Source organism: Roseicitreum antarcticum, from assembly GCF_014681765.1.
GTDB classification, from domain to species: domain Bacteria; phylum Pseudomonadota; class Alphaproteobacteria; order Rhodobacterales; family Rhodobacteraceae; genus Roseicitreum; species Roseicitreum antarcticum.
Genome location: NZ_CP061498.1, coordinates 1338341 through 1362500, shown reverse-complemented (window position 1 = coordinate 1362500; position 24160 = coordinate 1338341). Strand labels below are relative to the sequence as shown.

The window sequence follows — 24160 nt, the reverse complement described above, 5'->3', positions numbered from 1 at the left end:
TCCTTTCAGCGTAAAGGGGCGGGATCGGTCTGCTGCTGAAGGCAAACCCAGCCCGCCGCGTTTCAGGCCGCGAGATGTTCGCCAAAAAAGGCGGCCAGCCGGGCGACAAAGAAAGACTGCACCTGTTTGCGGTCGATGTTCCGGGTCAGTCCGGCAATCGTCAGGCTGGTGATCACCGCGAACAAGCCGGAGATCGAGATCACCTGGCCTGCCTGCCCTTCGCTGATGCCAAGCTCACCTGCGATGGGCGTCAGCAGGCTGACGGGCATGAATTCCGACGCAATCAGGACAGCGACGCAAAGTGCCATCGACATGACCGCACCCCATGCGGCGCGTGTGTCGGTGATGACGGATGACAGGGTCGTGGACATTTTGCGCCTCGCTTGTGACGAAAGAGCCAACTTTCGATAAGCAAGACATAGCAGCCAGAGGACAAATGGATTAGACAGAGAAATGCGATTGCATTAATCGATCAGAGGCATGAATGTGCCAAAGGTCAGGGGGCTGCACATGGCAAGAGGGCAGTTCAACGATCTGCTATGGTTTCTGGCCGTCGCTGAAGAGCGCAGCTTTACCCGCGCAGCGGCCAAGCTTGGCATTGCGCAGTCGACCCTTAGTCACACGATCAAGCGGCTGGAGGCGCAGATGGGTATTCGCCTGTTGACCCGCACGACCCGCAGCGTGGCACCAACAGAGGCAGGAGAGCGTCTGCGCCTGACGCTCGCGCCCCGCGTTGAAGAGATCGAGGCGGAAATTGCATCACTGACAGAATTCCGCGACAAGCCCGCTGGAACAGTGCGCATCACGCTGTCTGATCATGCGCTGCAGGGCTACGTCTGGCCCAGATTGCAGCCTGTGCTGATCGACTATCCTGACATCAAACTTGAGCTGAACATCGACAATGGATTTCGCAATATTGTCGAAGACGGTTTCGACGCGGGCATCCGGCTGGGTGAAAGTGTCGAAAAGGACATGATCGCGGTGCGGATCGGTCCGGACTGGCGATTGGTGGCGGTGGCGTCCCCTGCCTATCTTGAAACCCATCCCGTGCCGCTTCACCCACAAGAGTTGATCCGCCACAATTGCATCAATCACCGACACCTCAAGGCAGGCAGTCTTTATGCGTGGGAATTCGCGCGGAACGGTCAGGATCTGCGCGTGCGCGTCGATGGCCAGCTTGCCTTCACGTCTTCGAACGCGATCATGGATGCAGCGCTTAGTGGCTATGGCATCGCGTATATCCCCGAGGATATGGTTCTGGATCACATCGCAACGGGTGACCTGATCCAGCTTCTGGATGACTGGTCGCCGTTTTTCTCAGGATATTATATCTATTATCCAAGCCGGCGACAAAACCTGCCGGCATTCCGGGTGATTGTCGATGCACTGCGATACTCGGGGGTATGACAAGAAATGCCCACAAACTGCAAATGCCGCGCGTTTGCGCGAATTGCAGGTTTAGCGATGCCGCCGCAGGGGATTAGCGTGATCGATGGAGGTTGGCTTTGGGCAATGGAGGTTGGCTTTGGGCAGAGCATGGGGAGTGTCATGAACTCTGTGTATCTGGCCCGGTCCATGCGGGTTTCAGATACAGTCACGCGTTGAAGCGTTCGTCGAACATGATAGCGAATTGGTTTCGGGCCGCAAACCATTCCCGGACATTCCGCCCACCTTTCTCGAAATTGCGGATCGCCAGATAGATCAGCTTGGTCGCAGCCTCCTCGGTCGGGAACGAACCACGGGTCTTGATCGATTTGCGGATCACACGGTTCAGGCTTTCGATGGCGTTCGTGGTGTAGATGATCTTGCGGATCGCCGGATCGAAGGCAAAGAACGGGATCACCTCCTGCCATGCCCGCCGCCATGCCGGAGCGATGGAGGCGTATTTCTCGGCCCATTTTTCCTCGAAAGCATCCAGTTCGGCGGCAGCCTGATCGGCGGTTGGAGCGCCGTAAATCAGGCGCAGATCGGCGGCGACTGCCTTGCGATCCTTCCAGGCGCAGAAATTCAGGGAATGGCGCACCAGATGAACGATGCACGTCTGGACTGTGGCATCGGGAAAGGCGGCGGTGATCGCTTCCGGGAAGCCTTTGAGGCCATCCACGACGGCAATCAGGATATCCTGGACACCCCGGTTCTTGAGTTCGTTCATCACCGACAGCCAGAATTTGGCCCCTTCGTTCTCGGCAATCCACAGGCCCAGAACCTCGCGAACACCGTCCCGTGAGACGCCCAGGGCAACATACACGGCCTTGTTCTTCACCATGCGGCTATCAGCATCGCGGATCTTCACCCGGAGCGCGTCGAAAATGACGATGGGATACATTCGGTCCAGCGCCCGGTGCATTCCGCCTCGTCCAGCACGGCGTCGGTGACGCGGCTGATCAGGTCAGGCGAGACCTGAAGGCCATAGACGTCCTCGAGATGGGCGCGGATATCACGCACCGTCAGACCGGCGGCGTAGAGCCCGATGATCTTGTCGTCCATCCCATCGATCCGGGTCTGGCCCTTCTTCACCAGTTCAGGCTCGAAGCTGCCGTCCCGGTCACGCGGCACGGCAATCGGCAGTTCGCCGTCTTGGCCTTTTAGTCTCTTGGCGGATGAGCCGTTGCGGCGGTTAACCTGATCGGGCGGCGCCTCCTTGCCGTCCTCATAGCCCAGGTGCGCGGTCAGTTCGGCGCCCAGCATCCGCTCCATCAGCTTGATCTTCAGCTCTTTCATCAAGCCGTTATTGCCAAGCAAATCTTCAGGCCGCTCGCAGCCCTTCAGAAGTTCGTCCAGCAGTTCCTTGGAAATCGTCATCGTCCTTGCTCCTCTCAGGAAGCATGGACCAGATCCCAGTTACACAGAAGATCGGACACTCTCAGAGCATGTCGAAAGCGGCGACCACATCGGCAAGTTTGCGCCGCCTGTTCCGTGGGTCAGAAACCGGAACACCATCTGTTCCAGGCCTATGCGCTTCGACATGATCTGCGAGGCCAACGGGATCGAAGACCGCCTGACGAAGCCCAACCACCCGTGGACCGATGGTCAGGTGGGGCGGATGAACCGCACCATCAAAGACGCCACCGTCAAGCGCTTCCATTACGATGACCACAATCAGTTCCGCACCCATCTCGCCGACTTCATGGCCGCCTACAACTTCACGCGCAGGCTTAAGACCCTCGGCGGCCTCACGCCCTACGCGTACATCTGCAAGATCTGGACATCAGAGCCGGATCGATTCATCCTCGACCCGATCCACAAGATGCCGGGAATGAACTCCTAAGCTCGACGAATGAGAGAGTTATTCTACCCCTTCTTAATTGGAGTGAGATTGATGATTTTGCCCAAGAATGCTCATGACCCGTGCGGGAGGCTGTCACCGCACAATGCGGCAAACTGTAATGGGCTATATTCTGCAAGAATTGATGATGCGGGGATGCAGGCAGCGATGCAGCCCTGGATCGAGATGGAGTGCTTTCAGCTCAGTCCGGGTCAACAGGTTGCCGAACTTCAAAGCCTTGACCTGAGCACCCAGCAGATCGTGCGTGAGCGCCAACACGCTGCTGTTCAGAAATTGGGAGCGACGCCGAGCAATCTATGCACCCTCTCGTATTGCACCCCAGAGCCCGGCTTGCGGTTTTCGGATCACCGCGGGGCTAGGGAGGCGGAGATATTCCTGATGCCCGAGAATACGGAATTTGATATTTTCGTTCCAGAAGGCGCACAGACCACCTACATCAGCCTCGATCAGGAGGCATTCCTGCAGGCCGCGCGGGCTTTAAATCCGCGCCACTGGGAGAACATGCCCCAGCAAGTGTCGACGTTCAGTACTGTATATCAGGCGGCATTCGAAAAATTAGTGAGTGGCTGGTTCGTTTCGACGAACACTGCAGCGGCAAGCGGGTGCCCACCGGATACCCGGTTTCTAGGGAGAGAAATATTTCAGGCAGTGCTTTATCTGGTCAACGCAGCAACGCCAGATGACTCCACACCGCCTTCCGGAGGGCGGGCATATCACATCTGTCGCAAGGCTCAGGCATTTGTTGAGGACCGGATTGATGCAGAAAATCTGCCCAGTGTCGCTGATCTCTGCGCCGCTACTGGTGTGTCAGAGCGCAGCTTGCAATATGCTTTTCGCGATTATGTCGGCATGTCGCCGTTGGCTTACCTCAAGGTGCGCCGTATGAATGAAGTGCGGACGGTATTGCTGCATAATGAGCCCGAGGCGACGTCGGTTACAGATATAGCAATGCAATTTGGTTTCGGGCATCTTGGTCGTTTTGCAGGTGATTACAAGCGCCTGTTCGGCGAAACGCCCTCGACCACGCTGGCCAGCTGAATGCCTTGTAGCCTACCGAACACAGGTCATTTTTGCGGTTATCGGATAGCGGTTGAAGTTTGCGCAGCTTAATATTCGACAGTATAACTCGAAATCGAGCGGCTTCGACGACATTATTTTTGGGCGCCATGGAGGCAAAGCTGATGCCTGGAACATGGCCCCGACAATCTGCTCTGCAGTATAAAACGGCTATTTTGAGCATCACCATTTCGGCCGGGCTGGTTGCGTCTGCTGTGCAAGCGCAACCGACGAATATCTCAGACCACCTTGAAAACATTCGTACCGCTTACATCATGCCAGCGCTGACCGCCGCTTTCGTTCAGGACGGCACAGATATCGCCGCGGCAGCAGTGGGCACCCGAACCGAGGTTCTGGGCCAGATATTGATCACGACCTCATCAACTGGCCGTACAGTAACGCGGCAAACTTTTTGATCATCGGAGAAATCTATGCGTAAAGACTGCTCAGAAACAACCGTAAGCCGACGTGGCCTGCTTGCAGGTGGCCTTGCTATCGCGACTACCGGTGCAATGGTAACGCCTGCTGCTGCGCAGACTGAAGAAGCAGCGCCTGTTTCTCCTGATGACGCCCTTCAACGCCTGATCGAGGGCAATGCGCGTTATGTCGCCAACAAGCCAATCAACACCGACCATTCGGTGGGCCGGGTCGAGCGGGCGGCAGGGCAACAGCCCTTCGCCGCCGTCGTCTGCTGCTCGGACTCTCGCGTGGCGCCGGAGTTGGTATTTGATCAGGGTCCGGGGGCGCTGTTCGTCGTGCGTGTGGCCGGCAATTTCATTAACGAAGATGGCCTCGCCAGCCTGGAGTTCGGCGCTGCGGTGCTCGGGCTGAAACTGATTGTTGTGCTGGGGCACAGCTCTTGTGGGGCGGTCAGGGCAACAATTTCTTCAATCCAGGACAACATCCTTCCGCCTGGACACTTGCCGAGCCTGGTAAACGCCATCCGCCCGGCGGTCTACGACGCAATGAAGGACGATCCAACCGATCTGATGACAGCGGCAACTGCGCAGAATGCGGTCAACAACGCCGAATACGCGATGTCCTCTGGTCCTATCCTGTCGCAGCTGCATGCCGAGGGAAAGCTGAAGTCGGTGGCCGGCATTTATGAGATCGGTACAGGAGAAGTGTCTCTTCTTTGACGACAGCAAGCCGTCTTTACTTGGGCGATGCATGAAAACGACAACGTTGAAAACAAGCCGCCTCATTAGGGTGCCAACCCGAGAGAAACAATCTGACGAGGCTCAGAGCGTTTTCTTGCACCGGTTCACTACGATTTTAACTGCGAGGTTGCGATGCAGATCAGTTTAGCGTCGATTTCAGCCGCTCTCTTGCTATTGGCCGGGGCAGACGCTGCCCAGAGTGAGACACTGGAGTTGGCAGAATTTGATGCACTCAGAGCCATTGCGCAGGATCAGTTTGACAGCCACAAGCTGAACTCACTTATCTATCAAGTGCGTATAGATGGCGAAGATGTGCTGACCGAGGCGCTCGGCCACGCGATGACCGGCGTGCCAGCGACGCCGGACGGCCAATTTCGCAACGGGGCCGTTGCTTTGGCCTATGTCGCCGCAGTGGCGCTGCGCCTTGCCGAAGAAGGTTTGCTTGATCTCAACGAGCCAATCGCGCGCTGGCTGCCAGAACTGCCCGGAGGTGACACGGCAACAGTGCGCATGCTCGCCGATATGACTGCAGGCTACCCTGACCATGTTGCCAACGAAGCGGGCTTTGTCGAGCCGTTCCTTGCGAACCCATTCTTGGAATGGACGCCAGATGAGCTCATCGCCGTCAGTCTGTCCACGCCGCGTCTTTTTGAGCCTGGTACCAACTGGGATTACTCGCATAGCGGCTACGTCATTCTGGGGCAGGTGCTGCAAGCCGCGACCGGGCAGCCGCTGCATGACATGATGGAGCAGTATGTCCTCGGGCCGCTTGAGTTGACCCGGACGTTCGGGTTCGACACTGCTGAAATCCCCGGCTCGGTCATCCACGGATTTACAGGCGAGAGAGGGGTTTGGGAGGACGCGACCTTCTGGAACCCGTCCTGGACGCTCCCGAGTGGCGCGATACAGGTCACCACAATCTCTGACATGGCACGCAGTTTTGATGCGATTGTAGGGCATGACGGGTTCCTTTCCTCGCAGTCGCGTGAGCAGATGATCACGCCGTTTCTGATCGGTTTTGGCGCTCCGCTGCCGGGGTGTCCAAGTTGTCACGAAATGACGGAAGAATTCAGCTACGGTCTGGGTGTAATGTTGCAGGGGGACTGGGTGTTTCAGACACCGTCCTTTGGTGGCTATGCATCCTCCGTCGGCACGCTGCCAGAAGAGCGTTCCGACAAAGGACGGATTACGATAGCTGTCGCCGTGACCTACACTGCGGCATCAACTCAGGACTGGACCATCGGACCGGCAAATCGGGCGGATGAGACAGCACGGTTAATGGCGGCCCTCATTCACCCTCAGAACCGGCCGCCGATGCGGTAGGAATGGTTCGCGATAGCTTTTAAAGCGACGGATACTCAACGCCTCTTTCCGGGGAAAATCGGATGAGGCAGCATGTCGCTTTCGACTTGGTTCGATCCTGAAACCGTCTGCATGCCGCCGCCGGATGGCAAACGCGGTGAACCCTTTATATTTTTGTTTAATTACAACAATATGCAACACTAAACTCTAGACGATACGCGCAGAAAATGTAATCGGACGAGGGAACAGACGCATGACAACGATCCGAACCCAATACAAAAGGGCCAGCCGACATCGGCCCGGACTGTCGATTTGCGCCATGATCTTTGCCCTCGCTGTCTCCGTTCCAGCACACGCTCAGGATCAGGTGCTGCAGTCCTGCGTGACTGATCCGGCCGTTGTGACGGCGCGCGCGGCTACCACGCCACCCGACACGCCGCTGCCCGTTGCGCTGGTCCGCACCCTCGACACGGCCGTACGCGAGGCACTGGACGGGGCTGCCGCGTCGGGGATCATTGCCGGCGTCGTCACACCCGAGGGAAGCTGGCGCGGTGCTTGGGGCGTCGCGGACCCCGAAACCGGTGCCGTGATGGAAGTCGGCATGCACACGCGGATCGGTTCGGTCACCAAAACGTTCACCGGTACCGCTCTGATGCAGCTGGCCGAGGCCGGCAAGCTGTCTCTCGAGGATTCGATTGACCAGTATGTGCCAGGTGTGCCCAACGGCGACGTCATCACTCTGCGCCATCTGGCCAACATGACCAGCGGCCTGCCGAGTTATACCCAGGCAGAGCCTTTCCTCGACCAGTTCTTTGCAGACCCCAGCTTGCACTATACGCCGCAGAATCTGCTCGACTTTGCTTTGTCCGGCTCGCCGATCTTTGCCCCGGGGGCGCGGTTCGACTATTCGAACACGAACACCGTGCTGCTGGGCCTCGTTATCGAACAGGTGACCGGACAGGATATAGACACCGCCTTTAATTCGATGATTTTGGAACCTTTGGGCCTGACAGAGACCACCGGACCCGACGGCGCCGCCGACCTGCCTGAGCCTTACTCGCAGGGCCTTACCTTACAGGGCGATGCTGCCACTCCCGAGGCACCTTCGAACGCGACGCATTGGGACCCTTCTTGGGCGTGGGCCGCGGGCGGAATTATCTCAACCCTCGACGACCTGCTGGTGTATGGCCGCGCCCTTGGCACGGGCAAGGATCTGCTGGGCGCCGAAGCACAGCAGGAGCGCCTGCGATCCTTCCCCGAGCCGGCGGGCTATGGCATAGCCATGGGATGCGTCAACGGCTGGATCGGTCACACGGGCGAACTGCCGGGCTACAACACGACCGTTTTCTACGATACGACGACGGACACAACAGTGGTGGTGCAGGCCAACAGCGACATCCCCTCGGGCGATTGCGGGGATGAGGACGTGCTCCCGGATAACCCCGGTGAGCTTGCATGCAACGCGCCAGCAAGTCGCGTGTTCGATGCGCTGTCTGTTGCACTGGGGCATCCCTTCTCGATGACACCGACAGCACCGGCAGAGTGAGCGCGTTGATATAATGCTGTCCCCCCACCCTGCGCGTCACCCGCCCGATGCTGGAAGAGGCCAGCAGTGGCCGCACCGATGAAGGCCCGATGATCGCACGCCATGCCCTTGGCCGCGCGTTCGCAACGGTCAGTTTATGGGTCTCGTAATAGTGGCGATCCATGTCAGAGACCGAAAGTTCAACTATATGAATGGTGGCGTGTTACGCCATGATCTGTTCCGAGCCTCCAAGGATCGGGATGCCTACCCTGTCTGGTGACACTGTGAAACAGATATAGGGCAACCGCGCGGCCTGCGCGCGATTGCCCATGTTGCTCTGACAATTGTATGGTAGCGACGTCGGAGCGTTCGTCAGACGTAGAAGTCCAGCTCTTCCTGTGCTTTGAGCAGATCCCGCAATTTGATGGGATCGTCCCCAGCGAAGAACAGCAAGCCCCAGTGCGTGCCAAACGCAGACCGATCCGGCACTGTTTCCTCTGCTGGCGCGATCAGCTCGTGAGACTCGAAATACGGGTGGTCAGTTGTTTCTTTAGGCATTTCCAGTTTGCTCACCACGCGACGCCGTGGGTAGACACCGAAACACCCTGCGTAGCATTTTGCGTCCTCCACCGCGCGGGGGAAGAATTTATCCACCTCTTCCTTGGTGCTCTTGGGATCGAACACCAGAATCGAAGCCTGGTAGGCGCTGAACCCGTAGGCGCGCTCGATCAACTCGAACGCCTTAAACCCGGGCGGACGGTAGGCAACCTCGCCAAAGTACATTTCACCATCGGAGGTCACGAAATACTCCGGGTGAATCTGACCAAATTTGATATCAAAAGTTTTGATAAGTTTCTCGATCTGCTTGGTAATCTCATTGCGCCAGCTTTCCAATTCCTTGGTGGCGGGCACAAAGACCGAATAGCCGAGCGTCACATACTCGGAGATGTTCAGAAATTTAATCTCACCGTCGTGAATCCAAGCTTCGACAGCGAATTCCCAACCGTCAAGGTGACTTTCCATAAGCAGCGGATACTCTTCAAGTGGAATCTTGTCGATATCTTCAATGTCACGGATCATGCGGTGCCCCAGGCAGCCGGCTTTGTCGAAGGCTTTGACGTGAATAGGGTCATCAGGGTCGCCGTCGAGCTTAAGCAGCGTCTGATTGACGCGCTTCATAAAGCGAATGACGTCTTCCTTTTCGTGGGCTTCCTCAAAGATCCCGACGCGTATACCCCCCAGCTGGGCGCGACGTTTCATCAATGCCTTGTCCCGGAACAGGATGGATTGCCCGTACATGCGCGGCTTGTCCATGAGCACAGAGTTGATCGCGCCTGACCATTCCACTGTCTCTTCGAATAGGGGGATGGCAACATCGACGCCAGCCTCTTTGAGTCGCGTGGCGATCTCCATGGACCGATCATTCAGGCGCGAAAAGTCCCATGGAATATACGGGATATTATTTGCCTCGCAGAAATCTGCGGCCCACTCGGGCGCAACGACCACGTAGCGACGGTCGAATTTCTGAGCAGCTTTAATGGCATTCACGCTCCAGCCCAGCAGTGCAACGTGACCCTTGTTCGAGTCTTTTGGTGTTTCAGTTCCACGTACGGAATCCATCGTCGGATCCGTCCAGCCGGACACCTCTGCGACCGTTGGGACTTCTGCCTTTTTCCCCATAAATACTCTCCTTCTGGGTTGCGCCACAACCTGACTCGTAATCGTTCATGTCAGCTGTGATTGTTCCAATTGTTATGCAAGGTAATGCCGTTGATGCCAATTTTCGAGGAGTTGAAACTATTTTTGGCCAATTTATCTTACCCTTCGACCCAATCATCCCCCAAAAGGTAGCAATAACTTGGTCAAAAGTTGTTTGCCGACGCAGTCAGAGATCAACATGTAAATATCTGATATTAAAGCGAAAAAATGACTTAAGCCAAAAATATTATTCCCGGGGATTGCGGTGATTCAACCAGCGCTTGCTGAAGTTAAATAATTCCGGGTTGAATTAGTGCGGCATAGGTGCTTTGATTTCTCATTAGACATTAAATAGGGGCTCAGCATGAAACTCGCACGAGTTCAAGGCATTATTTGCACCGAGCGTGAAGTGAATGGGCCTGGCTGGACCAGCCGCCGGATGCTGCTGAAAAAAGATGGCATGGGGTTCTCCATGCACGAGACGATCATTCCGGCGGGTGCAGAACTCAATCTTTGGTACAAGCATCATCTTGAGGCAGTGTACTGTGTCTCTGGCAACGGCAGCATTCTGGACAAAGCCACCGGCGAGACCCATGAAATCAGTGATGGCACTCTCTACGCGTTGGGCAAACACGATCAGCACACCCTGCGGGGCGGCACTGAAGACATGCGCCTGATCTGTTCGGTCAACCCACCTGTCACCGGTCGAGAAGTCCATGATGAAGATGGTGCTTACTTGCCGGGTACCCGTGACGCCTGAGCCCGAAATCCGCTGCCGGCGCCAAGTTACCCGTAGATAATATCGAGAGCGAATACGCCCCGGTGATTACTGCAGGTGACAGAAGTTGCGCGTAGCAAACTATAGGAAGCGGACAAAGGCTTGACCAAACCGCCTGACAACATGGAAAGCTGTCCGGACGAATAATGACATGGAGCTTGTCTTGATATGCGTGTTTTCGCCAATCCTGTAGGAGGTGGTTCGCTTTGGTTCGACAATCTGGCTACCGCCGACGGGATTCCAGTTGCGTACGATCCTCAAGCGCGCGCTTTTCTTCCCATGCCGCCGTTTTGCGTGAATCGCGATATCATCGGTTGTAATTGGATTGCACCGGAAGAGGGAGCTTTTTGCCGTTCCTGCGCCATGACTGCAGTGGCGCCAGATGTGTCGATTCCGAATGCCATTCCCAACTGGGCGCAAACCGAGGCGGCGAAGCGGTGGCTTTTGGACAATCTTGGTCGGTGGCATTGGTTTCGCCCCGAAGATCCCGGCGCTCCTCCAAGCTTTCACATGCTGGCTGAAGGTCCGACACCTGTTGCCATGGGGCATGTGGGTGGGGTGGTTACAATCAGCGTGGCCGAGGCTGACGAGGTTTTGCGTACAACCCGACGCGAAGCGCTGGAAGAGCCTTATCGAACCATGATCGGTCATATGCGCCACGAGGTAGCGCACATGCTGTGGTGGCGGCTCAGCCTGCGCGCCGATTTTCTGGAAGCCTTCCGGTCAGTATTCGGAGACGAACGCGCGGATTATGCGGCTGCGCTACAACGCCATTACGGTGACGGACCTCCTGCAGATTGGAAATTGAGCCATTTGACCACATACGCGTCCGCGCATCCTCACGAAGACTGGGCCGAGACCGCCGCCCACCTGTTGCATCTGACTGATATAACCGACAGCGTGATTGCCTCAGGCTTGTCTTCACAGCATTTTCCGTATTCTGGCTGGGATCCCTATTCGGAGCCAAATGCCAACCTGTTGATCCGCGTCGCAGTCTCTGTTGTCACAGGGATCAACCACGCCAATCGCTCCATGGGATTGCCCGACATCTATCCCTTCATGCTTTCAGATGTCGCGCAGCGTAAGCTTGTTTTCGTGCATGAGTGGCTACGCAGAGGGGCTCACGGGAGATAATGAAGTTCGCCTGACCGATAGCTTGCCAAACCAATTCCTGCCTTTGGCCCTTTAGTTTCTTTTGCAGGCCTCGATAAACGCCTTCGACCAGCTGTAATACAGGCTTTGAGCGGTCCCCTCGGCGGCGTAGAACTTGGCCTGGATCGCGGCGAACCCATCCTCGCTGCGCAGCCTGACAACCAGGTCGTTTCCGACATCTTTGGCGTCACGACCATTAGCCTTGGCCCAGTCGGCTCAGGACCAAACAGCTTCGTATTGCTCTGACTGAACAGGGTTGTTCAGGAAGTTGGCCGACGCGAGGCGCTCAAATTAGGTGCCCTTGTCGCGTTCGGTGACGGCAGCATCGCGGTAGAATTGAAGAACTCGATCAACTGCCGTCATGATCACCCCTGACACTAATTTTCATCAACGCAGCGATGAAAACACCGGTGTGCGACCGATAAAATAACAATCATTGCCTCTCATTCGGATGTACACGGCTTGAACTTTTTTTGGAGCAAAGCCCGCTCTTTCGGCATCACCGCAATCACTTCCGTCTGCCGCAGCATCCTGCCCGCCAGCCCATCCCACACCCGTCCCAGCGCCTGCCACCAATCCCCACAGGCGCGCCGAGGACATCTGTTCTGGATGTGGCTGGAGTGCCCCCACTGAAGTGGTCCACCAACTGGGATAGTATTATCCCATTTCAGGAGGACCAGAGATGGCAGGAAAGCGAGACAACCCCGAAGAGATCGTGCTGAAGCTGCGGCAGGTTGAAGTGCTGCAAGGGCAAGGACGTTCGATTGCTGATGCCGTTCGACAGATCGGCGTGACACAACCGACCTATTATCGATGGCGCAAAGAGTATGGTGGCATGAGTCGAGATCAGCTCAAACGGCTGAAGGAGCTGGAGACTGAGAATACCCGGCTTAGGCGTGCCGTGTCGGATCTGACGCTGGACAAGGTGATCCTGACCGAGGCTGCACGGGGAAACTTTTAAGCCCTTCCCGCCGCCGTCGATGTATCGACCATGTGCGGCAGACTCTCAGCTTATCAGAGCGCCGGGTTTGTCGCACATTGGGTCAGCATCGCTCGACACAGCGCAAGGTGCCTCTCGGCCTGCCGGACGAAGAACGGCTGACCGATGACATCATCGCACTGACAGAAGAGTTCGGACGCTATGGATATCGCATGATTACCGGAATGCTGAACAACAGCGGCTGGCATGTAAATCACAAGCGCGTCGAACGGATCTGGCGGCGGAGGGGCTGAAAGTCCCGCAAAAACAACCCAAGAAGGGTCGGCTCTGGCTGAACGATGGGTCGTGTGTTCGGCTGCGACCGGAGCGTCCGAACCATGTCTGGTCCTATGACTTCGTCCAGGATCGAACCCATGACGGGCGGATCTTCCGCACGCTCAACATCATCGACGAGTTCACGAAGGAGGCTCTGGTGATCCGTGTCAAACGCAAGCTCAATTCCGTCGACGTGGTCGACGCCTTGACTGACCTGTTCATCCTGCGCGGTCCGCCGGAATACATAAGGTCAGACAATGGCGCAGAATTCATCGCCAAGAAGGTGCGCGCCTGGATCGGCGCGGTGGGTGCCAAAACTGCCTTCATTGCGCCTGGATCGCCATGGGAAAACGGCTACTGCGAGAGCTTCAACGCCCGATTTCGGGACGAGTTGCTGAACGGCGAGGTCTTCTCATCGCTGCGCGAGGCCCAAATCCTGATCGAGCGATGGCGTCGCCATTACAACACCGTCAGACCACACAGCGCTCTGGGATACCGTCCACCAGCGCCCAAAAGCATCGTCCCAATAGACCAAAGGCCAACCATGCACTAACATTCAAACTGGACCACTCGTTGGGGGCAGACCATGGCCTCCAGATGACCGGGCAGGCTAAGACCTCGACCGTGCGCCATTTGCTGCGTGTCACCACGCGCTCGCTGTCGACCACCACCGTGGTTGACCGCTCACCCTGCTGGTTGGTCTTGGTCGCGACCGGCACGCAGCGCGGCACAGCGCCTAGCATCCAGCCCGGGGTCAGCCCGGCGCGTACCAGTTGCGACAGGCCCGTTGCTGCGGCCATCGATCGGATCGACCAATGGGTGGCATCCTTCGGCGTGCTGTTCAGCGTGCGCTCAATTACCGCGGCAACCTTGTCGTCCGATACGATGCGTGGCCGACCGGGGCGGTATTCGTCGGTCAGACCCTCGGTCCGGTCCTTCACAAACCGCCTGCGCCACTTGCCAACAGTGTGCTCATGCACCCCGAGACGCGCACCAACCTCCTTGCTTTGGAGCCCTTCCGCGCAAAGCAAGATCATCCTGCACCGGTCCGAAAGCGACCGCCCCGCCTTGTGCCTCCGAACCTGTCCTTCGGGGAAGGCGCGCTCATCGTCGCTCAGAACGACCTCGTCTGCCAAAAGCCCCACCATCGCATCATCTCCCGATATACATCAGATTAGTAGTGCGAATTACAGTTCCATGTGATTAGAGAACCCTCGGGCTGCCACGTTTTGAACGTCATCTGCTAATTTTCTCCAACATATTTCCGCGTTAAATGACCACCTCGCGGTCATGGTTTGCGTGCGCCCATTTTGGTGGGATACGCGCCGCTGTTGGGGCAATTGGGAATAACATGCGCGCGCAGGAAGCGCGCCCAGCCTCCTCACGAAACCGTTATCATCCAATCACGCAACTTCCGCGCAACTTCGCTCGTTCTCCCCACATCAGGCCATTCATGGTCGGTTAACTTCTGGAGAGAATTATGAAAAAGCTACTTCTGCCCGCCGCTATCGCAGCCCTGTCGGGCGCCCCGGTTTTCGCGGATACCGCCATCGGCCTGGCCGGTGATCGCAGCCTGGTCAGCATCGACCTTGCCACGGGCCAGGTCACCGGCGTGACCGAGGTGGATTATGACGGGCGTCTGCATGGCATCGACTATCGTCCCGCCACCGACACCCTCATCGGCGTGACCGAAGGTTTCGACGTGGTCAATATCGACCCCGAGACCGGAACATGGGAAGCGCTGGTCACCATGGACACCGAACTGCCGATTGAAGACGGCGCCGTGGTGATCGTCGACATCAACCCTGCCGCCGATGCGCTGCGCTTCATGTCGGGCATCACCAACCACCGGGTCAACCTGACGACCGGTGCCGTGATGGTCGATGGTGATCTCAGCTTCACCGACGGGACCGAAGGCATGCCGATGGTCGGCGGCACCGCATACAGCAACTCGTTCGGCCGTCCCGAGGCGACGGCGATGTATAACATCGACACCGAGCTGCACGCGCTTCTGCGTCAAACCGCGCCGAATGATGGTGACAACACGGTGCTGGGCATGCCCGACGTGATGTTCGAAGGCCCGGTAGCCTTTGACATCGTGACCGACGCCGAAGGTATGAACACCGCCTGGCTGTCGGCCAACGGCATGTTGCACACGATCTCGCTCGAAGACGGTTCGATCACCGAATCGTGGGAGATCGAGGGCCTGGACGTCACCCTGCGTGACATCACCGTGATGACGGCAGCCGACTGAAATACCTGTCGGCTTCGTCGTGGCCGACAGGATGCGCGCGCGCCGGGGGCCACCCCGGCGCGCGTTTGCAGCCTGCCGCTGGGGCAGGGGATGCCTTCCGTGCCGCTCTGTGGAACCGTTTCACACGGCCCCGCGTTGCCTAGGACCTGTCCCAACCCTGAGCCATGATGCAACCTCACAACGCCCCCCCCGCGCCGCAAACTGCAAAGCCCAGGCTCTCGCGCCGCATCCAGCGCAAGTTGCGCGTTGCTGTCGCGGGGGTGCTGGCGACCCTCCTGTTCTGGGTCTATTTCGTGGCCATTCTGCCCTACCGGCGGGAATTGCGGCACCCCGTTCCCTCGGCCTCCCCGGCGAACGATCCGCAATTCGCGCGCGACATGGCTGGCCTCTATGGCAGCCCGATCCTGGAGGGCAACACCCTCGACACCTTGCGCAACGGCGATGCGATTTTTGCGTCCATGCTGGACGGGATCGCGCGGGCTGAGCGCTCCATCACCTTCGAGACGCATATCTACTGGAGCGGAGAGATCGCCGATCGCTTCTGCGATGCGCTGATTGCGCAGGCGCGGGCCGGGGTGACGGTCAAGGTGCTGATCGACTGGTTTGGCGGTCTGCCGATGGAGGATGATCTGATCGACCGGATGCACGAATCCGGTGTTTATCTGCGAATGTTCCGCCCCATGCGGCCGCGCACCCTGACGCGGCTGAACAACCGAACCCACCGAAAGGTAATGGTCATCGACGGCCAGACCGGATTTATCGGCGGGGTGGGTATCGCGGATGCTTGGCGGGGTCAGGCGCGCAACCCCGACGAGTGGCGCGACACGCATTACCGCGTCACCGGGCCGATCGTCGCGCTGATGCAGAACGCCTTTGCCCATAATTGGGTCGAGGCCAGCGGCGAAGTGCTGCGTGGACCGGATTTCTACCCGCCCTTGCACCCGACAGGCGACGCCCGGGTGCAGATGGTCAAGAGCAATACCGGCAGCCGCAATGAAATCCACCTGATGTTCATGACGGCGCTGGCGGCGGCACAGTCGCACATCCGCATTTCCACCCCCTATTTCGTGCCCGATCAGGTCGCCGTCGACCAGTTGATCGCGGCGCGCAAACGCGGGGTGACGGTCGATCTGCTGATCGCAGGCAAGCACACCGATTCCTATCTGGTCAGCCGGGTGTCGCGCCTGTCGTGGCGTGCTTTGCTTGATGCGGGCGTGAACATTCACCAATACACGCCGACCTTTCTGCATGCAAAACTTGTGGTGGTGGATGATTGTTTCGCCTCGGTCGGGTCGGCGAATTTTGACGAACGGTCGTTCCGGTTGAATGATGAGGCCAATCTCAACGTCTATGACGCCGCCTTCGTGGCCGAACAGATCGGCGTGTTCGAAGCGGATCTTGCACAGTCGCGACAGGTTTCGCAGGCCGATCTGGACCGCGAAAGCGGCTGGGCGCGGCTGCGGGATCGCGCGCTGGGGCTGTTGCGTCCCCACCTTTAGCCCCGTTACTCAACCCATCGGCAGGCACGGCGGGCCCTCGCCGCAGTGCAAAATGATATACGTCTGTCAAAAAATGATTGACGTATGTCATTCGTGGCGCGCATGGTGTGCTTAGGGGGAGAATCGGAATGCGCAAGCCAACATTGCAAGATGTTGCCCGGGTTGCGGGTGTCAGCTACGCAACCGCCGACCGTGTGCTGAATGCGCGCGGTGGGGTGGCGCAGAAATCCGCATCGCGCGTGCAGGAAGCCATTGAAACCTTGGGGTATGAGCGTGATCTCCACGCCGCCAACCTGTCGCGGCGCCGGGTCTATCAGTTCCGCTTCTTGTTGCCGAAAGCCGACCACAGCTTCTTCCATGCCCTGCGCGCTGCGGTCGATGAGCAGCAGGCCGCGCGCCGGGTCGATCGTATCTTGATTACCGTCACCGAAGTGCCCGCCCTCGACCCCGAGGCGCTGGCCGAGGCGCTCGAATCCCCCGATCTTTCCTGCGATTGCCTGGCTGTCGTCGCGACCGAAGCGCCGCGCATCACCAAGGCCATCGCCGCGCTGCGCGAACGCGGCATTGCCGTTGTCACACTGGTCGGTGATGCCGCGCCTGAGGCCCGTGCGGCCTATGTCGGCATCAACAATGTTGTCGCGGGCGCCACATCGGGGCGGCTGATGCGCCTTGCGCATTTCGTGCGCCCTGGCTGTATCTTGCCGGTGCTGGGCGCGCTCAGCGCGCGCGATCACCGCGAACGCCTGGAAGGCGCGCACGCCGTGCTGACCGAAGGCGGCGCGGGGCTGCGGGTGTTGCCCGCGCTTTGCGTCCATGACCGGCCCGACCTGATGCGCACGGGGGTGATCCGCGCCTTGATGGAAACCCCGGAAATCACAGGCATTTATTCCATCGGCGCAGGTAATCGCGGACTGATCGAGGTGGTCGGCGCCATGACCGGCCCGCGCCCCTTCATCGTGGCGCACGAACTGACGCCCACCACCCGCGCCGGGCTGGAGCAGGGGTTGATCGACGCCGTGATCGACCAGAAACCTGCGCAAGAGGTCGCGACTGCGATTGACGTGATGAAGGCCCTCGCCGATGGCCGCGACTGGCAGGACCCGGCACGCGACATCATTCCCACCATTTTCTTGGCCGATAACTTGCCTCAGTGCGGCAGCAAAGGAGAGACATCTTGAGCGGATATTTCAGCGATATCGCCCCCGTCAGCTATGACCCGCAGGCTGAAGGGCTGGCTTTCCGGCACTACAACCCTGATGAGGTTATTCTGGGCAAACCGATGGCCGAAAATCTGCGCTTTGCCGTGGCCTATTGGCACAGTTTTTGCTGGGAGGGCGGCGATCCGTTTGGTGGGCGCACCTTTGACCGCCCGTGGTTTCCCGCCGACACCATGGCGCTGGCCGAAGCGCGCGCCGATGCCGCCTTTGACTTCTTCCGCATCCTGGGCGTGCCGTATTTCTGCTTTCATGACCATGACGTGCGCCCCGAAGGCGCGACGCTGGCCGAAAGCCACGACCGGCTGAACCGCATTGCCGATGTCTTCGCGCAGAAGATGGCGGCAGGCGGGCCAAAACTGCTCTGGGGCACCGCCAACCTGTTCAGCAACCGCCGCTACATGTCAGGTGCCGCAACCAACCCCGACCCCGATGTCTTCGCCTATTCGGCTTCCACCGTGCGCACGGTGCTGGAGGTGACGCACCGGCTGGGTGGCGAAAACTACGTCCTGTGGGGCGGGCGCGAGGGGTATGAAACCCTGCTCAACACCGACATGAAGCAAGAACGCCTTCAGGCTGGGCGCTTCCTCAGCATGGTGGTAGAGCATAAGCACAAGATCGGCTTCAAGGGCACCATCTTGATCGAACCCAAACCGCAAGAGCCCACCAAGCATCAGTACGATTACGATGTCGCCACGGTCTACGGCTTCCTGAAGGATTTCGGGCTGGAGGGCGAGGTGAAGGTCAACATCGAACAGGGCCACGCCATTCTTGCCGGGCATTCGTTTGAACATGAACTGGCGCTGGCGGGCGCGCTGGGCATCCTTGGCTCCATCGACATGAACCGCAACGATTACCAATCGGGCTGGGACACCGATCAGTTTCCCAACAACGTGCCGGAAACTGCGCTGGCCTATTATGAGATCCTGCGCGCCGGGGGCTTCACGACTGGCGGCACCAATTTCGACGCGAAACTGCGGCGGCAATCGCTGGATGCCGAGGATCTGGTCGCGGCCCATGTCGGCGCGATGGACGTGTGTGCGCGCGGCTTCAAGGCGGCAGCCCAGATGCTTCAGGAGGATCGGCTGGAAGGGCTGCGGCGCGCCCGCTACGCGGGGTGGCAGCACCCCGATGCGCAGGCGATGCTGGCACCGGGCGCCAGCCTGAGCGCCATTGCCGACAGCGCCGATGCGCGCGGCATCGACCCGCAGCCTGTGTCAGGACGGCAGGAAATACTGGAAAATCTCGTCAATCGTTACGTCTGAGAGGGAGGAATAACCATGAAGACGATCAAGGGACCGGCCCTGTTTCTGGCCCAGTTTGCCGGGGATGAGGCCCCGTTCAACAGCTGGGACAGCATCACCAAATGGGCAGCGGACTGCGGCTACAAGGGCGTGCAGGTGCCATCGTGGGATGCGCGGCTGATCGACCTGGCCCGCGCCGCCGAAAGCCGCGATTATTGCGATGAATTCAAGGGCGTCGCGCGCGCCAACGGGGTCGAGGTGACAGAGCTTTCGACCCACCTGCAAGGCCAGCTTGTCGCCGTGCACCCCGCCTTTGATGAGGCATTTGACGGCTTTGCCGCACCCGAAGTGCGCGGCAACCCAAAGGCACGGCAGGCATGGGCGGTAGACCAGATGAAGCTGGCGCTCACCGCGTCGCGCAACATGGGGCTGACCGCGCAGGCAGCGTTCTCGGGCGCGCTGGCCTGGCCCTTCATCTATCCCTGGCCACAGCGCCCTGCCGGTCTGGTCGAGGCCGCGTTTGACGAACTCGCGCGCCGCTGGCTGCCCATCCTCGACCATGCCGAGGATTGCGGCGTGGACATCTGCTATGAAATCCATCCCGGCGAAGACCTGCACGATGGCATCAGCTATGAGATGTTCCTTGAACGCGTCGGCAATCACGCACGGGCAAACATGCTCTACGACCCGTCGCACTACATCTTGCAATGCCTTGATTATCTTGACAACATTGACATCTACAAAGACCGCATCCGCATGTTCCACGTCAAGGATGCCGAATTCAATCCCACGGGGCGGCAAGGCGTCTATGGCGGCTTTCAGTCCTGGGTCAACCGGGCAGGGCGCTTCCGCAGCCCGGGCGACGGGCAGGTGGATTTCGGCGCGGTGTTCTCCAAGATGGCGGCCAATGACTTTGACGGCTGGGCTGTGGTCGAATGGGAATGCGCCCTCAAACATCCCGAAGACGGCGCGCGCGAAGGCGCGCAATTCGTGCGCTCTCACATCATCCGGGTCACGGAAAAGGCGTTCGACGATTTCGCGGGCGGCGGGACGGATGAAGCCGCCAACCGCCGTATGCTGGGGATATGAGCTATGGATAAAATTCGTCTTGGAATGGTCGGCGGCGGCAAGGATGCCTTTATCGGTGGTGTGCACCGCATCGCCGCGCGCATCGACGGGCAGTTCGATCTGGTGGCCGGGGCGCTTTCCTCGACGCCCGAGAAATCGCGCGATAGCGGGCAGGCGCTGGGCCTTTCGCCGGACCGCTGCTATGGCAGCTACGCCGAAATGGCCAACGCCGAGGCTGCGCGCCCGGACGGCATTCAGGCCGTGTCCATCGTTACGCCAAACCACATGCATGCCGGGCCTGCGATCGAATTCCTCAAACACGGCATCCATGTCATCTGCGACAAGCCGCTGGCCGCCACGATGGAGCAGGCCGAAGAACTGGCCACGGCGGTCGGTCAGGCAAAGGCGCTGTTTATCCTCACGCATAATTACACCGGCTATCCGATGATCCGTCAGGCGCGTGCCATGGTCGCGGCGGGTGATCTGGGCGCGCTGCGTGTCGTGCAGGTGGAATACCCGCAGGACTGGCTGACCGAGGCGTCCGAGTTGACAGGGGACAACAAACAGGCCGAATGGCGCACCGACCCCGCACGGTCGGGCGCGGGCGGCTGCATCGGCGACATTGGCAGCCATGCGCACAATCTTGCGTGCTTCGTCAGCGGTTTGAAGGTCGAAAGCCTTGCCGCCGATCTGCAAACCTTCGTGCCCGGGCGCCGGGTTGATGACAATGCGCACATGCTGTTGCGCTTTGGCGGTGGGGTGCGCGGCATGCTCTGGGCGTCTCAGGTCGCGCCGGGCTGCGAAAACGGCCTGCGTCTGCGGGTTTTCGGCGAAAAGGGCGGGCTGGAATGGGCGCAGGAGGACCCGAATTACCTGTGGTTCACCCCGTTTGGCGAACCCAAGCGCCTGCTGACCCGGGCCGGGGCAGGGGCGGGCGACGCGGCCAATGCCGTTTCGCGCATCCCCGGCGGCCACCCAGAGGGGTATCTGGAAGGTTTCGCCAATATCTACGCGGGGGCAGCTGACGCCATCCGTGCGGCGGATGCCGGGCAGGCCCCTGACCTGTCGCTGTTGCCCGGGCTTGATGCGGGGCTGGACGGCATGCGCTTCATCGCCGCCGCGATCCGGTCCTCGAACGACAACGCGGCATGGGTATCGCTGTGAGCACACCCATCCTCGCCCTCTCGCAGGTCAGCCGCAGCTTTGGTCCCATCGAGGTGCTGCACAGCGTCGATATCGCGCTGCACCCGGGCCGGGTCCATGCGCTGATCGGCGAGAATGGCGCGGGCAAATCCACGATGATGAAGATCATGACGGGCTATCAGCCGCCCAGCGCCGGCCGCGTGCTGCTGGACGGCGCGCCCGTCACCTTCACTGACATGGGCCAGGCCGAGGCGCAGGGGATTTCCCTGATCCATCAGGAATTCAACCTCGCCGAACAACTGACCGTGGAACAAAACATCTTTCTGGGCGCGGAATTGCGGCGCGGCTGGTTACTGGACAAGGCCGCGATGCGCGCGAAATCGCGCGAATTGCTGGCCCGGCTGCGCTGCGACGTGGACCCGCTCAGCGTCATCTCCACGCTGTCGAATTCCGACAAGCAGATGGTGGAAATCGCCAAGGCCCTGCTGCGTGACACCCGCATCTTGATCATGGACGAACCCACCGCCGTGCTGACCCGCACGGAAACCGAGGTTTTGCTGGAACAGGTGCGCGCCCTGCGCGACCACGGCACGGCGGTGCTGTTCACCTCGCACAAGCTCGACGAAGTTTCGGCCATTGCCGATGATCTGACCATCATGCGCGACGGCGCGGTCGTCTGGTCGGGGCCCGCCCGCGACATGGACGAACACCAGATGGCCGAGGCGATGGTGGGCCGCGAAATCTCGACCCTCTACCCCCCCAAGACCGCCACCCAAGGCGCGCTGGCGCTGGAGGTTGAGGGTTTTCGCGTGCCCGGCTTTGCGCAAGACATCGGCTTCACCCTGCGCAAGGGAGAGATCCTGGGCGTCGCGGGCCTCATGGGCTCGGGCCGGACCGAGACGTTCGAGGGGTTGGCGGGCCTGCGCCCCGGGCACGGCGTCGTGCGCATTGACGGCGCGCCCGTCACCATCCGCCATCCGTGGGAAGCGCTGGCCATGGGCCTTGCCTACCTGACCGAAGACCGCAAGACCCGGGGCCTGTTGCTGCAAAAGGGTCTGGGCGAAAACCTGACCCTGCAGGCGCTGCACCGCTTTTCCAACTGGCTTTTGGACAAGCGTGCCGAGGACGCCGCCCTGACCCGGGCCGTGGCCGATTTCGACATTCGCGGCAGCCGCGATGTCGATGTGGGCAGCCTGTCGGGTGGCAACCAGCAAAAACTGCTGTTTGCAAAGATCATGCTGTCCGATCCCGGCATCCTGGTGATCGACGAACCCACGCGCGGCATCGACATCGGCACCAAGCAGCAGATGTACCAGTTCATTCGCAAACTGGCCGCCGAGGGCCGCGCGATCATTGTCATCTCGTCCGAGATGCAAGAGGTCATTGGCCTTGCCGACCGCGTGCTGGTCATGCGCCAGGGTCGGATCGCGGGTGAACTCGCCGGGCCGGAAATGACCGAAGATGCCATCGTGCGCCTTGCCATGGGGGTCGGCGCGGCCGCTCCGGCGACAGGCAACCGCCAGAAGGAAACCTCTGAATGAACACAAGTGCAAAAGCGCCGCGCAAGGTATCGATGGGCGTGATCGGCCCGATCCTCGCACTGATACTCCTCGTGATCGCGGGCGCGCTGATGAATTCCAACTTTCTGGATTGGAACAATATCTCGAACGTGCTTGCGCGCTCGGCCTTCATCGGGATCATTGCCGTGGGCATGACCTTTGTGATTACCGCAGGCGGGCTGGATCTTTCGGTAGGGTCCATGGCCGCCTTTATCGCGGGGCTGATGATCTTGGTGATGAACACGGCGCTGCCGGTGCTGGGCGTGGGCATTCCCATCGTGCTTCTGGGCATGGCGGTGGCGCTGCTGGCGGGCATCGTGGCCGGGTTGCTCAACGGCATCTTGATCACCCGACTGGGGATCGAGGCGTTCATCGTCACGCTGGGGTCCATGGGGATCTACCGCAGCCTTGTCACTTGGCTTGCCGATGGCGGCACGCTCAGCCTCGATTTCACGCTGCGCACCTTTTATCAGCCGGTCTATTACGGCGGCATCTTCGGCGTGTCCTGGCCCATCATCGTCTTCGCGCTGGTGGTTGTGGTGGGTGAGGTCTTGATGCGTGCCACTGCCTTTGGCCGCCACTGCGCCGCCATCGGGTCGAACGATCAGGTCGCGCGCTATTCTGCCGTGCGGGTCGCGCGGGTGCGGCTGCTGACCTATGTGATGCTGGGTCTGCTGGTTGGGGTGGCCACCATCATGTACGTCCCGCGCCTTGGCTCGGCATCGTCCGCCACCGGGCTCTTGTGGGAGTTGGAGGCGATTGCCGCCGTCATCGTCGGCGGCACCGTGCTGAAGGGGGGCTTTGGCCGGGTCTGGGGGACCGTGATCGGCGTGCTGATCCTGACCCTGATCGGCAACATCCTCAACCTGACCGATTTCGTTTCGCCTTACCTGAATGGCGCCATTCAGGGGGCAATCATCATTCTCGCTGTTATCTTGCAGCGGGGGCGTAAGCCGGGTCTGTGACC

18 protein-coding genes and 6 pseudogenes are annotated in these 24160 nt (G+C 59.6%); 18 read left to right on the top strand and 6 right to left on the bottom strand.

The window, feature by feature from the left end:
* Nucleotides 1–62 precede the first annotated feature (62 nt).
* Complete coding sequence (locus tag H9529_RS06500; RefSeq protein ID WP_223814316.1) at nucleotides 63–371, bottom strand: MFS transporter; 309 nt, start codon at nucleotides 369–371, stop codon at nucleotides 63–65.
* A 139-nt stretch (nucleotides 372–510) separates the two neighbouring features.
* Here H9529_RS06500 and H9529_RS06495 point away from each other — a divergent pair, with 139 nt between their 5' ends.
* Nucleotides 511–1407: a LysR family transcriptional regulator gene (locus H9529_RS06495; RefSeq protein WP_092892705.1), complete on the top strand. Its 897-nt coding sequence runs from the start codon at nucleotides 511–513 to the stop codon at nucleotides 1405–1407.
* Between the two features lie 187 nt (nucleotides 1408–1594).
* On the opposite strand, the pseudogene H9529_RS06490 reads toward H9529_RS06495, so the two are convergent.
* Nucleotides 1595–2802 (bottom strand): annotated as a pseudogene (locus H9529_RS06490) (IS256 family transposase).
* 184 nt (nucleotides 2803–2986) lie between these two features.
* On the opposite strand from H9529_RS06490, the pseudogene H9529_RS06485 reads away from it, so the two are divergent.
* From H9529_RS06485 to H9529_RS06460, 6 genes and pseudogenes are all read left to right on the top strand, one after another.
* Nucleotides 2987–3268: pseudogene (locus H9529_RS06485) on the top strand (integrase core domain-containing protein); the annotation flags it as partial.
* Between the two features lie 51 nt (nucleotides 3269–3319).
* Complete coding sequence (locus tag H9529_RS06480) at nucleotides 3320–4324, top strand: helix-turn-helix domain-containing protein (RefSeq protein WP_176847359.1); 1005 nt, start codon at nucleotides 3320–3322, stop codon at nucleotides 4322–4324.
* A gap of 143 nt (nucleotides 4325–4467) precedes the next feature.
* Complete coding sequence (locus tag H9529_RS06475; RefSeq protein WP_143033576.1) at nucleotides 4468–4758, top strand: hypothetical protein; 291 nt, start codon at nucleotides 4468–4470, stop codon at nucleotides 4756–4758.
* A gap of 15 nt (nucleotides 4759–4773) precedes the next feature.
* Nucleotides 4774–5481: a carbonic anhydrase gene (locus H9529_RS06470; protein WP_218132193.1), complete on the top strand. Its 708-nt coding sequence runs from the start codon at nucleotides 4774–4776 to the stop codon at nucleotides 5479–5481.
* Nucleotides 5482–5634: 153 nt separating this feature from the next.
* Nucleotides 5635–6825 (top strand): serine hydrolase domain-containing protein, encoded by a 1191-nt coding sequence (locus tag H9529_RS06465; RefSeq protein WP_092892824.1) that lies wholly within the window; start codon nucleotides 5635–5637, stop codon nucleotides 6823–6825.
* Between the two features lie 232 nt (nucleotides 6826–7057).
* The gene (locus H9529_RS06460) at nucleotides 7058–8350 is read left to right on the top strand and encodes a serine hydrolase domain-containing protein (RefSeq protein ID WP_092892826.1); all 1293 of its coding nucleotides are present in this window, start codon (nucleotides 7058–7060) and stop codon (nucleotides 8348–8350) included.
* 121 nt (nucleotides 8351–8471) lie between these two features.
* On the opposite strand, the pseudogene H9529_RS06455 reads toward H9529_RS06460, so the two are convergent.
* Nucleotides 8472–8543 (bottom strand): annotated as a pseudogene (locus H9529_RS06455) (YaeQ family protein); the annotation flags it as partial.
* Between the two features lie 158 nt (nucleotides 8544–8701).
* Nucleotides 8702–10009 (bottom strand): ATP-grasp domain-containing protein, encoded by a 1308-nt coding sequence (locus tag H9529_RS06450; RefSeq protein ID WP_143033577.1) that lies wholly within the window; start codon nucleotides 10007–10009, stop codon nucleotides 8702–8704.
* Between the two features lie 382 nt (nucleotides 10010–10391).
* On the opposite strand from H9529_RS06450, the gene H9529_RS06445 reads away from it, so the two are divergent.
* Together H9529_RS06445 and H9529_RS06440 are read left to right on the top strand one after the other, a co-directional pair.
* On the top strand, nucleotides 10392–10787 hold the full coding sequence (locus H9529_RS06445; protein ID WP_092892828.1) for an ectoine synthase: 396 nt from the start codon (nucleotides 10392–10394) through the stop codon (nucleotides 10785–10787).
* Between the two features lie 186 nt (nucleotides 10788–10973).
* Complete coding sequence (locus H9529_RS06440) at nucleotides 10974–11939, top strand: zinc-binding metallopeptidase family protein (RefSeq protein ID WP_092892830.1); 966 nt, start codon at nucleotides 10974–10976, stop codon at nucleotides 11937–11939.
* A gap of 57 nt (nucleotides 11940–11996) precedes the next feature.
* On the opposite strand, the pseudogene H9529_RS20655 reads toward H9529_RS06440, so the two are convergent.
* Nucleotides 11997–12158: pseudogene (locus H9529_RS20655) on the bottom strand (restriction endonuclease); the annotation flags it as partial.
* Between the two features lie 481 nt (nucleotides 12159–12639).
* On the opposite strand from H9529_RS20655, the pseudogene H9529_RS06430 reads away from it, so the two are divergent.
* Nucleotides 12640–13765: pseudogene (locus tag H9529_RS06430) on the top strand (IS3 family transposase).
* A gap of 223 nt (nucleotides 13766–13988) precedes the next feature.
* Here H9529_RS06430 and H9529_RS06425 read toward each other — a convergent pair.
* Nucleotides 13989–14360: pseudogene (locus H9529_RS06425) on the bottom strand (helix-turn-helix domain-containing protein); the annotation flags it as partial.
* Between the two features lie 332 nt (nucleotides 14361–14692).
* Between H9529_RS06425 and H9529_RS06420 the strand changes: the two are divergent.
* From H9529_RS06420 to H9529_RS06385, 8 genes are all read left to right on the top strand, one after another.
* Nucleotides 14693–15466, top strand: coding sequence for a DUF4394 domain-containing protein (locus H9529_RS06420; RefSeq protein ID WP_092891082.1), 774 nt, complete (start codon nucleotides 14693–14695; stop codon nucleotides 15464–15466).
* A 164-nt stretch (nucleotides 15467–15630) separates the two neighbouring features.
* Nucleotides 15631–16965, top strand: a complete 1335-nt coding sequence (locus tag H9529_RS06415; protein WP_092891080.1) for a phospholipase D-like domain-containing protein — start codon at nucleotides 15631–15633, stop codon at nucleotides 16963–16965.
* Between the two features lie 128 nt (nucleotides 16966–17093).
* Complete coding sequence (locus H9529_RS06410) at nucleotides 17094–18143, top strand: LacI family DNA-binding transcriptional regulator (protein WP_092891078.1); 1050 nt, start codon at nucleotides 17094–17096, stop codon at nucleotides 18141–18143.
* Nucleotides 18140–19444 carry a xylose isomerase gene (gene xylA / locus H9529_RS06405; RefSeq protein WP_092891076.1) on the top strand — a complete coding sequence of 435 codons (1305 nt, stop codon included), beginning with the start codon at nucleotides 18140–18142 and terminating at the stop codon, nucleotides 19442–19444. Before H9529_RS06410 ends, xylA begins: the two co-directional genes overlap by 4 nt.
* Nucleotides 19445–19459: 15 nt before the next feature.
* The gene (locus H9529_RS06400; protein WP_092891074.1) at nucleotides 19460–20512 is read left to right on the top strand and encodes a sugar phosphate isomerase/epimerase family protein; all 1053 of its coding nucleotides are present in this window, start codon (nucleotides 19460–19462) and stop codon (nucleotides 20510–20512) included.
* 3 nt (nucleotides 20513–20515) lie between these two features.
* Nucleotides 20516–21655 (top strand): Gfo/Idh/MocA family protein, encoded by a 1140-nt coding sequence (locus H9529_RS06395; RefSeq protein WP_223814315.1) that lies wholly within the window; start codon nucleotides 20516–20518, stop codon nucleotides 21653–21655.
* Nucleotides 21652–23175, top strand: coding sequence for a sugar ABC transporter ATP-binding protein (locus tag H9529_RS06390; protein ID WP_176847193.1), 1524 nt, complete (start codon nucleotides 21652–21654; stop codon nucleotides 23173–23175). The genes H9529_RS06395 and H9529_RS06390 overlap by 4 nt, the downstream gene beginning before the upstream one ends.
* Nucleotides 23172–24158 carry an ABC transporter permease gene (locus H9529_RS06385; RefSeq protein ID WP_092891068.1) on the top strand — a complete coding sequence of 329 codons (987 nt, stop codon included), beginning with the start codon at nucleotides 23172–23174 and terminating at the stop codon, nucleotides 24156–24158. The genes H9529_RS06390 and H9529_RS06385 overlap by 4 nt, the downstream gene beginning before the upstream one ends.
* The last annotated feature ends 2 nt before the right edge of the window (nucleotides 24159–24160 follow it).